This window comes from Streptomyces sp. NPDC001507 (assembly GCF_042894765.1).
Taxonomy (GTDB): Bacteria; Actinomycetota; Actinomycetes; order Streptomycetales; family Streptomycetaceae; genus Streptomyces.
Genome location: NZ_JBIAVV010000005.1, coordinates 1 through 9,527, shown reverse-complemented (window position 1 = coordinate 9,527; position 9,527 = coordinate 1). Strand labels below are relative to the sequence as shown.

Below are 9,527 nucleotides of genomic sequence, written 5' to 3'. Positions count from 1 at the left end.
CGGCCCCCCCCCGCCCCCCTCGGCTCGGCCTGAACTCCCCCCCCCCCCCCCCCCCCGCCGCCCGGCCCCCCCCCCCCCGCCCGGGGGGCCCCCCCCCCCCCCCCCCCGGCCCCCGGTCCGGAATCCGGTGCTTCCTGTTTCTTCGCGCTGTCGGGTCGACGACCTCGGCGACGCCGATGATCGCCCACCTGACCCGGGGGCCTGTGCTAGCCCCAGCGCGCCCCGATCCCCGCGATGACGATCTCCAGCCCCTCCTCGAAGTGCTGGTCGTAGTCGTCGAAGAGCTCCCTGCCCGCCTCCGCCGCCAGGGGGAAGCCGGCCATCAGGCGGGCGCGTTCCTCGAGGTCGTACCCCTCCCGGCGCTCGCCCGGGAGGGGTACGACGCCCTGTTCCTCGATGACGAAGCCGATGGTGTAGGCGTTCGTCGTCATGCCCGCCCGGGCCGCCTGGGCGAGGGTGAAGCCGGCCTCCGTCATGACGCGGAGGCAGGCCTCCTGCTCCGGGGCGTGTTCGATGCCCGTGAAGCGTGAGCCGCTGAAGACCTTCGCTCCGTCGCGGTAGCCGAGCAGCGCCGTGCGCAGTCCGCGGCCCGTCGTCCGCAGCACGTTCTGCCAGCTGTCGGTGGGGTCGAGCCGCGTCTCCGCGACCATCCGGCGGTACATCTCCGTCGCCATCTCGTCGAGCAGCGCCTGCTTGTCCTTGAAGTGCCAGTACAAGGCCGGGGCCTTGACGTCCAGCTCCTTGGCGATGGCCCGCAGGGTCAGCCCCTCCAGACCGACCTCGTTCAGCAGGCGCAGGGCCGTGTCGGCGACCCGGCGGCGGTCGAGGGGGGCGCGTCGTTCCGTACTCACGCTTGACAGCTTAACAGCGTTAAGGGCAGCCTTGTCGTCAACGGGACTTAACGTCGTTAAGGAGAAATGCGATGGATAGGTTGGATGTACTGGTCGTCGGCGCCGGGCCCACCGGGCTCGTCCTCGGCATCGACCTCGCCCGGCGCGGGGTGGACGCACTGGTCGTGGAGGCCGGCGAGAAGCTGTTCCCGGGCTCGCGCGGCAAGGGGATCCAGCCCCGCACGCAGGAGGTGTACGACGACCTCGGCGTGCTCGACGCGATGCGCGCGGCCGGCGGCCCCTATCCGCCCCGGCTGCTCTGGAAGAACGGCGAACCCCTCGGCACGAAGCCGATGTTCGACGCGGTGCCGGCGGACGAGGGTGCGCCGTACACCGAGCCGCTGATGGTCGCGCAGTGGCGCACGCAGGAGGTGCTGTACGCGCGGCTGCGGGAGCTGGGCGGCCGGGTCGCGTTCGGGCGCGGACTGACGGGCCTGGAGCAGGACGCGGAGGGGGTGACCGCCCGCTTCGCCGACGGCACGACCGCCCGTGCGCGCTATGTCGTGGCGGCGGACGGCGGGCGTTCGACCGTACGGCGTGCGGTGGGCGTCGGGATGACCGGCGAGTCGGTCGACCCGAGCCCGTTCCTCGTGGCCGACCTGCGGGTGCGGGGCCTCGACCGCGAGCACTGGCACACCTTCGTCGGCGACGACGGCTGCGGTGTGGCGCTGTGCCCGCTGGCCGGCACCGACGAGTTCCAGCTGGGCGCCCGGCTGCCCGAGGGCACGGAGACCGACCTGACCCTGGCGGGCCTGCGCCGGCTGGTGACGACGTACAGCCACCTCGACGCGGCGGACGTCACCGAGGTGCGCTGGGCCTCCGACTTCCGGCCCCGCGCCGCGCTGGCCGACCGGTTCCGGGTGGGCCGGGTCTTCCTGGCCGGCGACGCGGCCCACGTACACTCCCCGGCCGGCGGCCAGGGCCTGAACACCAGCGTCCAGGACGCCTACAACCTGGGCTGGAAGCTGGCCGCGGTGCTCGCCGGGCGGGCCCCGGAGGCGCTCCTCGACACCTACGAGGAGGAGCGCCGGGCGAACGCCGCCGCCATGCTGGGCCTCTCGACGAGCGTCCACAACGGCGAGGTCCGGCGGGGCGAGGCCACGGTCCAGCTGGGCATCGGCTACCGGGAGTCCTCGCTGACCGAGGAGACCCGGGCGAACCCGGGACCGGTGCGGGCGGGCGACCGCGCGCCCGACGGGCGGAACGCGGACGGGGTGCGGATGTTCGACGCGTTCCGGGGACCGCACTGGACGCTGCTGGCCCCGGAACCGGTGGCCGGCCTCGGCGGCGTGCCGGCCCCGGAGTCGTACGGCCCGGGGGTGTTCCTCATCCGCCCGGACGGCTACGTGGGCTGGGCGGGAGAAACGGCCGAGGGGCTGCGCACGTACGCGGCGCGCACCGGGATGTTCGACGTCGCCTGAGCGCTCCGCCGCAGGTGCCGCGACATGCCGTCCGGCGACCGCGGCACCGTGGTGGCTGGTCGCGCAGTTCCCCGCGCCCCTGACGGGGCGCTGCACAACCCCGGGCTTCAGCGGACCAGCTCAGGGCAAGGCGTGCACGTGCGACCCCGGACTCAGGCGCTGGCCAGCGTCAGCTTCACCGCGAACCCGAGGAACAGCACCCCCGCCGCCGAGGTGGCCGTCGCCGACATCCGCTTGCGGCGGCGGAACGCGTCGGCCAGCCTCGTGCCGCTGAATATCAGGGCACTGAGGTAGAGGAAGCTGGCCAGCTGGGCGAAGGTACCGAGGACGACGAAGGAGACCGCCGGGTACGCGTACCCCGGGTCGACGAACTGCACGAAGAAGGCGATGAAGAACAGGATCGCCTTCGGGTTGAAGAGGCTGATCACCAGGGCGCGGCGGTACGGGCGCTCCTGCGCCGGGGCGGCGGCCGGCGCCGTCTGCTCCGCCGCCTGGTGCTTCCGCGACCGCCACATCGCCCAGGCCGCCCGCAGCATCCCTATCGCCAGCCAGGTGAGATAGCCGGCGCCCGCGTACTTCACGATCCCGAACAGCACGGCGTTGGCCTTGAGCAGCGAGGCAACCCCGGCCGCCGACAGCGTCATCAGCACGGTGTCCCCGCACCACACGCCCGCGGCGGCGGTGTAACCGGCCCTGATCCCCTGCCGGGCGGCGACGGACAGCACGTAGAGGGAGTTGGGGCCGGGCAGCAGGACGATCAGGACGAGTCCTGCCAGGTAGGTGGGGAGATCGATGACGCCGAACATGGGAATTAGTCTCGCACGCGGGTCCGACAACGCCCGGGGTGCCGTCCGTCACGCACCGCCGGAACGCACCGCGCGAACGCACCGCGAGAACGCACCGCACGAACGCACCGTCAGAACACGTCCGCTGGGACGTACACCCCCCACACCTCCCGCAGCGCCTCGCACACCTCCCCCACCGTGGCCCGCGCCCGCAGCGCCTCCTTCATCGGAGGCAGCACGTTGTCGTCGCCCTCGGCGGCCTTCTTCAGGGCGGTGAGTGCCGCGGCGACGGCCGCCCGGTCGCGGTCGGCGCGCAGCCTTGCGAGGCGCTCCGCCTGCCGGGCCTCGATGGCCGGGTCGACGCGCAGCGGCTCGTACGGCTCCTCCTCGTCCAGCCGGAACCGGTTGACGCCGACCACCACCCGCTCCCCCGCGTCGGTCTCCTGCGCGATGCGGTAGGCGTTCCGCTCGATCTCACCCTTCTGGAAGCCGTGCTCGATCGCCGCGACCGCGCCGCCGAGGTCCTCGACCCTGCGCATCAGAGCGAGGGCCGCCTCCTCCACGTCGTCCGTCATCCGCTCCACGGCGTACGAACCCGCGAAGGGGTCCACCGTCGCCGTCACGTCGGTCTCGTACGCCAGCACCTGCTGGGTGCGCAGGGCGAGCCGCGCGCTCTTGTCGGTGGGCAGCGCGATCGCCTCGTCGAAGGAGTTGGTGTGCAGCGACTGGGTGCCGCCGAGGACCGCGCCCAGGGCCTGCACCGCCACCCGCACCAGGTTCACCTCCGGCTGCTGGGCCGTCAGCTGCACGCCGGCCGTCTGCGTGTGGAACCGCAGCATCAGCGACTTCGGGTCCCGCGCACCGAACTCCTCCCGCATCACCCGTGCCCAGATCCGGCGCGCCGCACGGAACTTGGCGACCTCCTCCAGAAGCGTCGTACGCGCCACGAAGAAGAAGGAGAGGCGCGGCGCGAAGTCGTCGACGTCCATGCCGGCCGCGACCGCCGTGCGCACGTACTCGATCCCGTCGGCGAGCGTGAAGGCGATCTCCTGCACGGGGGACGCACCCGCCTCGGCCATGTGGTAGCCGGAGATCGAGATCGTGTTCCAGCGCGGGATCGCGGTCCGGCAGTACCCGAAGATGTCCGCGGTCAGCCGCAGGGACGGCTTGGGCGGGAAGATGTACGTGCCCCGCGCGATGTACTCCTTCAGGACGTCGTTCTGGATCGTGCCGGTCAGCGCCGCCGCCGGTACGCCCTGTTCCTCCGCCACCAGCTGGTACAGCAGCAACAGCACGGCCGCCGGGGCGTTGATCGTCATCGACGTCGACACCCGGTCCAGGGGGATCCCGCCGAACAGCACCCGCATGTCGTCGACCGAGTCGATCGCCACGCCCACCTTGCCGACCTCGCCGTGCGCGAGGGGCGCGTCCGAGTCGTGGCCCATCTGGGTGGGCAGGTCGAAGGCGACGGAGAGACCGGTGGTGCCGTGCGCGATGAGCTGCCGGTAGCGGGCGTTGGACTCCGCGGCCGTGCCGAACCCGGCGTACTGGCGCATGGTCCAGGGACGCCCGGTGTACATCGTCGGGTAGACGCCCCTGGTGAAGGGGTACGAGCCCGGGTCGCCGAGGCTGGCGGCCGGGTCCCAGCCCGCCAGGTCTCCGGGACCGTAGACGGGCTCGATGGGCAGTCCGGACTCCGACTCACGGGCCATGACGGGGGACCTCCGCAGTACGCCGATACACCGGTACGCCGGTACGTCTGTCGGTTCCCACGATGCCTCCTTGTTCGGCGGCGGTCACGCGGGGAAGCATCCTCGGCATGAAGGTCTCTGGGTATTCGGGGGTCCTGGCCGCCGTACTGGCCGTGCTGTGCGGGTGCACGGTGCAGCCGACCGGCGGCGGGGACGCCAAGGGGCACTCGCCCGTCCGCATCGACCTCCCGCACAGCCCGGCACCCGCCGGCACCGCTCCCACCGCGTCCGGCACCACCACGCCGGCCGCGCGCGCCCCCTCGCCGTCCGCCGTCGAGACGGTCCCGCCGCACATCGTGTACACCCGCGGCGACACCGGCACCGGAGTCCGCGAGCTCCAGGCCCGGCTGCGCCAGGTCGCCTGGCTGTTCGACGGGCCGACGGGGACCTACGACGACCTCACCGCCCAGGCCGTCGCGGGTTTCCAGGGCAGGCGCGGGCTGCCGCGGACCGGCGAGACCGACGCCGTGACCTGGCAGCGGCTGGTCCGGATGACGCACAGGCCGGGGAAGTGGGAGCTGTACCTGATGGGCGGTCAGCCGGCCGCCGCGCCCGATCCGCGGTGCCTGACCGGGCGGGTGCTGTGCATCAGCAAGACCAGCCGGACGCTGCGCTGGATGATCGACGGGCGCACGGTGTCGACGATGTCGGTGCGGTTCGGGGCGCAGTACACCCCGACCCGCGAGGGCGTGTTCCACGTCTACTGGAAGTCCCGCCACCACGTGTCGACGCTCTACCACTCGTCGATGCCGTACGCGATGTTCTTCAGCGGCGGCCAGGCGGTGCACTACTCCTACGACTTCGCGGCCCGGGGCTACGCGGGCGGCTCGCACGGGTGCGTCAACGTACGGGACGAGACGGCGATCGCGGATCTGTTCGCGCAGGTGCGGAACGGCGACAAGGTCGTCGTCTCCTGGTGAACGGGGACGAGCGGGTGACGTTCGGGGCGCGGGCGGGACCGGGGGAACGTGTCCCGCCCGCGCCGATGCACGAGCCACGGGTACGGGGGGAACCCCGGCTCTGTGCGACGGCCGATGACCAGTCGGCTCACTCTGTACTGCGTCGCCGCCGCCGAAAACGTCACACCCTGCGGGAAAAAAGTTCAGGAAGTTTCAAAAACGCAGGTCACAGCGGTGCGTAAAGGTCAAAGCGCGCTGTACGTGGGGCTGGGCGAGGTGCCGGGCTGGTGGGGCCGCGCGGGTGCGAAGGCGGTCGGGGCGGGGGTGGCCACGCCGTCCTGGCGGTGGTCGTTGCCCCGGCCGCCGTCCTTGCCGCCGCCGGTGCCCCGGCCCGGCCGGCCGTCGTCGTCGCCCGTGCCGCTGCTGTCGCCCTGGCCGTCGTGCCGGCCGCCCTGGGTGTTGTCGTCGCCCTTGCCGTCGCGGGCCACGCCGTCCTTGCCGTTCAGCCCGGTGTCGAGGACGGCCTTGCAGAACTTGTCCACCCGGCCGGCGCCCCCCGCCAGTCCCTCCAGGGCACGCCTGCGGTCGGCGCCCAGGGACTTGCCGTTCTGCATCGCGCGGCAGGACGTCAGGGCACCGCTCCACCCGCCGGCCGGGACGCCGGTCGAGCCGGTGCCGCGGTCCTTCCGCTTGCCGGACGGGTCGGGCGAGGGCTGCCCGGAGCCGCCCGGGGCGGCACCGGAGGACGGCGTCCGGGTCTCGCCGCCGAGCAGCGACTCGGGCGACTGCGAGCCCTGCGGGCGTGCGGGGGTACCGGCGGCGGAGACGGAGGCGGCCGGTCCCGGGTGGTTGTCGTCGAACGGCGTCGGCAGCACCCCGGTGCCCGCGGCCACCGCGACCCCGCCGAGCATGCCGACGGTCAGCGCGGCGGCGAGGCCCAGCCGGGCGGGACGGGCCCAGCCCGGGGCCCGGGCCGGCCGGGAACCGGCGCCGATCCTGAAGAGGCCCGCGTCGGCGTTCCGGCCGCCCCGGCCCTGCCAGGTGGCCGCACCGGTCCGGGCGTCCTCGCCGGATTCGCGCGCTTTGCGGAAGGCAGCCAGAGCGGCTTCCTCACCGGGGAGTTCGGCAGCGGCAGGCGCGGCCGGCGCGGAGAGCGCGCCGAGCGTGTCGGCGAGGCGTTCTGCCTGGTCACGGGCGATGGCGTCGACAGCTTCGAGCGACTCACCGCGCAGCAGACGTTCCGCCGTCACCCGGTTCAGCCACTTGTACCGCTGGTCGGCCATCACATGTCCTTCTGCGTCCGCGAACGCGTATGCGTCACACTCGCGGACGTCACCGCACGGGCGTTCGGTTCTCGCTGGGGTGGGAGCGCGTCGAGGGCGCCCGCCGTCTCGGGGTCGGCGCCGAGCAGTTCGGCGAGTTTCTTCAACCCACGGTGGGCTGCGGTCCGCACGGCGCCGGCGCGCTTGCCGAGGGTCTCGGCGGCGGTCTTGGCGTCGAGGCCCATGACGACCCTGAGGACGACGGCCTCGGCCTGGTCCTGCGGCAGCCGGGCGATGAGGGAGAGGGTGGAGTCGGTGGTCAGCGCCTCGATGGCCTCGCCGGCGGTGTCCGACTCGGCGGCCCGGCCGGTCAGTTCCGTCTCGTCGCCGCCGATCGCGGGGCGGCGGCCGCGCATCCGTATGTGGTCGAGGGCGCGGTTGCGGGCGATCCGGGCGGCCCAGCCGCGGAACCGGTCCGCGTCCCCGCTGAACCGGGAGAGGTCGCGGGCGATCTGCAGCCAGGCCTCGGAGGCGACGTCCTCGGCGTCCGGCTCGCCGACCAGCGTGCGGACGTATCCGAGCAGTCGGGGCTGCACCGCGCGATAGACGATGCGGAACGCGGTCTCGTCCCCGTCCTGTGCAGCACGTACCGCGGCGGTCAACTCCGCGTCGTCCCCCAGCACCCGTGTGTTCCCTACTTTGGGCCTGAACCGGCGCCGCTCTCACGGTCGTGGTTCTCGCCGTCGTGGTTCCTCAATTGATGGTTACGGTGTTCGGGACCGCAGATCCTTGCGGTGGTCATGCGTCCTCCGCGGCCCGGCGCGAACTGCACGTTACGACCTGAAACCGCTCGCCGTCCACGTCCGTACAAAGTGCAACTAACTCGTGACGCCCTGAGGTGTGACAGAAAACGCACTCATGGCGCTGAACAGAGTACGGGCCGCCGCGCGGCTCGTGCCGCGCGACGGCCGGGGCCTCTCCTGTGGGGGGTGGCGGCCCCGGCCGTTGCTTCGGTGTCCGCCGCTTCCGAATCGCGGCCATGCGGATCGTTCCAGGACGGCGGGGCCGGCTCAGGAGGCCGGGCCCAGGGCGTCCTCGGGCAAGGGCTTCCCGGTGAGGGGCTCTCCGGCGGGGACCGCACCGCGGGCCCTGCGGGTGTCGAGGTGGACGGAGAGCAGGGCGACCAGGACCGCGGCCGCTGCCATGGCCGCGCCCACGGCGCTCGCGGAGGCGTAGCCGTACCCGGCGTCGATGGTGAGTCCGCCGAGCCAGGCGGCGATGGCGTTGCCGAGGTTGAAGGCGCCGATGTTCAGGGAGGACGCCAGGGTGGGCGCCCCCGCCGCGTTGTCCAGTACCCGCTTCTGCAAGGGCGGCACGGTGGCGAAGCCGAAGAAGCCGATCAGGAAGATCAGGACCACCGCGGCGGCCTGGTGGGAGGCGGCGAGGGAGAGGCACAGCAGGGTCAGCCCGAGCAGGGACAGCGCGGTGGCGAGCATCGGCATCAGCCGGCGGTCGGCGAGCCGGCCGCCGACGATGTTGCCCAGCACCAGTCCGCAGCCGAAGACCACCAGGAGCCAGGAGACCGAGGACTCGGGGAACGAGGCGACATCGGTCAGGATCGGTGCGATGTAGGTGACGGCGGCGAAGACTCCGCCGAACCCGAGGACGGTCATCAGCATCGCGAGGAGCACCTGCGGATCGCGGAGCGCGGCGGCCTCCCCGGCGACGCCGGACACCTCGGGGCGCCGGTCCCTGGGGACGAAGCAGAGCACCCCCGCGACACCGAGGACACCGAGCGCGGCGATCAGGACGAAGGTGACCCGCCACCCGGCCGTCTGGCCGACCAGTGTCCCCAGCGGGACCCCGGCGACATTGGCGATGGTCAGTCCGCTGAACATCAGGGAGATCGCCGAGGCCCGGCGGTGCGGTGCCACCAGACCGGCCGCCACGACCGAGCCGATACCGAAGAAGGCGCCGTGCGCGAAGGAGGCCAGCACCCGGCCGGCGAGCAGCAGCGCGAAGTCCGGTGCCGCCGCGCAGAGCAGGTTGCCGGCCGTGAAGACGCCCATCAGCAGGGCGAGCATGGTCTTCCTGGGCATCCGGGTGCCCAGCAGTGTCGTCACCGGGGCGCCGACGACCACGCCGACCGCGTAACAGGTGACCAGATAACCGGCCGACGGGATCGACACCCCGAAGGTGTCGGCCACCTGCGGCAGGATGCCGGTGGCCACGAACTCCGTGGTTCCGATCCCGAACGCGCCTATGGCCAGGGCCAGCAGTGCCAGTGGCATATGTCCTCCTCGACCGCGGCGCACCGGGACGATGCGCGGGGCTCGCGACGGAGGGCGGCCGTACCGCGCGGACAGGCGCGAGACTGTGCGGGACCGCCCGCGGTGACCGATGGGTCCCCGGCCGGCCGGCGGCGGGGGGTGCCTCTATGTCTTTCGTCAAGTGAGGCGTGGGGTTCTGGGTTCGTAGAAGGTGCCGTCGCGGAGCATTGCGAACAGCACGTTGATCCG

General features: G+C 72.8%; 8 protein-coding genes. 2 read left to right on the top strand and 6 right to left on the bottom strand.

The window, feature by feature from the left end; all coding sequences use genetic code 11:
* Nucleotides 1-206: 206 nt before the first annotated feature.
* Nucleotides 207-851 carry a TetR/AcrR family transcriptional regulator C-terminal domain-containing protein gene (locus ACFY0K_RS17250; RefSeq protein ID WP_390640545.1) on the bottom strand — a complete coding sequence of 215 codons (645 nt, stop codon included), beginning with the start codon at nucleotides 849-851 and terminating at the stop codon, nucleotides 207-209.
* Between the two features lie 71 nt (nucleotides 852-922).
* Here ACFY0K_RS17250 and ACFY0K_RS17245 point away from each other — a divergent pair, with 71 nt between their 5' ends.
* The gene (locus tag ACFY0K_RS17245) at nucleotides 923-2,311 is read left to right on the top strand and encodes an FAD-dependent monooxygenase (RefSeq protein ID WP_390640544.1); all 1,389 of its coding nucleotides are present in this window, start codon (nucleotides 923-925) and stop codon (nucleotides 2,309-2,311) included.
* 152 nt (nucleotides 2,312-2,463) lie between these two features.
* On the opposite strand, the gene leuE is transcribed toward ACFY0K_RS17245, so the two are convergent.
* Complete coding sequence (gene leuE, locus ACFY0K_RS17240) at nucleotides 2,464-3,117, bottom strand: leucine efflux protein LeuE (protein ID WP_390640543.1); 654 nt, start codon at nucleotides 3,115-3,117, stop codon at nucleotides 2,464-2,466.
* A 110-nt stretch (nucleotides 3,118-3,227) separates the two neighbouring features.
* Nucleotides 3,228-4,808: a methylmalonyl-CoA mutase gene (locus ACFY0K_RS17235; RefSeq protein WP_390640542.1), complete on the bottom strand. Its 1,581-nt coding sequence runs from the start codon at nucleotides 4,806-4,808 to the stop codon at nucleotides 3,228-3,230.
* Nucleotides 4,809-4,915: 107 nt separating this feature from the next.
* On the opposite strand from ACFY0K_RS17235, the gene ACFY0K_RS17230 reads away from it, so the two are divergent.
* Entirely contained in the window at nucleotides 4,916-5,767 is an 852-nt protein-coding gene (locus ACFY0K_RS17230) for a L,D-transpeptidase family protein (protein WP_390640541.1), read from the top strand.
* A gap of 224 nt (nucleotides 5,768-5,991) precedes the next feature.
* On the opposite strand, the gene ACFY0K_RS17225 is transcribed toward ACFY0K_RS17230, so the two are convergent.
* The 3 genes from ACFY0K_RS17225 to ACFY0K_RS17215 form a co-directional block, all read right to left on the bottom strand.
* Nucleotides 5,992-7,029, bottom strand: a complete 1,038-nt coding sequence (locus ACFY0K_RS17225) for a hypothetical protein (RefSeq protein WP_390640540.1) — start codon at nucleotides 7,027-7,029, stop codon at nucleotides 5,992-5,994.
* On the bottom strand, nucleotides 7,029-7,691 hold the full coding sequence (locus tag ACFY0K_RS17220) for an RNA polymerase sigma factor (RefSeq protein WP_390640539.1): 663 nt from the start codon (nucleotides 7,689-7,691) through the stop codon (nucleotides 7,029-7,031). Before ACFY0K_RS17220 ends, ACFY0K_RS17225 begins: the two co-directional genes overlap by 1 nt.
* A gap of 387 nt (nucleotides 7,692-8,078) precedes the next feature.
* Nucleotides 8,079-9,299: an MFS transporter gene (locus tag ACFY0K_RS17215; RefSeq protein WP_390640538.1), complete on the bottom strand. Its 1,221-nt coding sequence runs from the start codon at nucleotides 9,297-9,299 to the stop codon at nucleotides 8,079-8,081.
* Nucleotides 9,300-9,527 lie beyond the last annotated feature (228 nt).

Bases quoted from the DNA above. Each gene is read 5' to 3' on its own strand.
- ACFY0K_RS17245 (WP_390640544.1), top strand. From the start codon at position 923: ATGGATAGGTTGGATGTACTGGTCGTCGGCGCCGGGCCCACCGGGCTC.
- leuE (WP_390640543.1), bottom strand. From the start codon at position 3,117: ATGTTCGGCGTCATCGATCTCCCCACCTACCTGGCAGGACTCGTCCTG.
- ACFY0K_RS17235 (WP_390640542.1), bottom strand. From the start codon at position 4,808: ATGGCCCGTGAGTCGGAGTCCGGACTGCCCATCGAGCCCGTCTACGGT.
- ACFY0K_RS17230 (WP_390640541.1), top strand. From the start codon at position 4,916: ATGAAGGTCTCTGGGTATTCGGGGGTCCTGGCCGCCGTACTGGCCGTG.
- ACFY0K_RS17225 (WP_390640540.1), bottom strand. From the start codon at position 7,029: ATGGCCGACCAGCGGTACAAGTGGCTGAACCGGGTGACGGCGGAACGT.
- ACFY0K_RS17215 (WP_390640538.1), bottom strand. From the start codon at position 9,299: ATGCCACTGGCACTGCTGGCCCTGGCCATAGGCGCGTTCGGGATCGGA.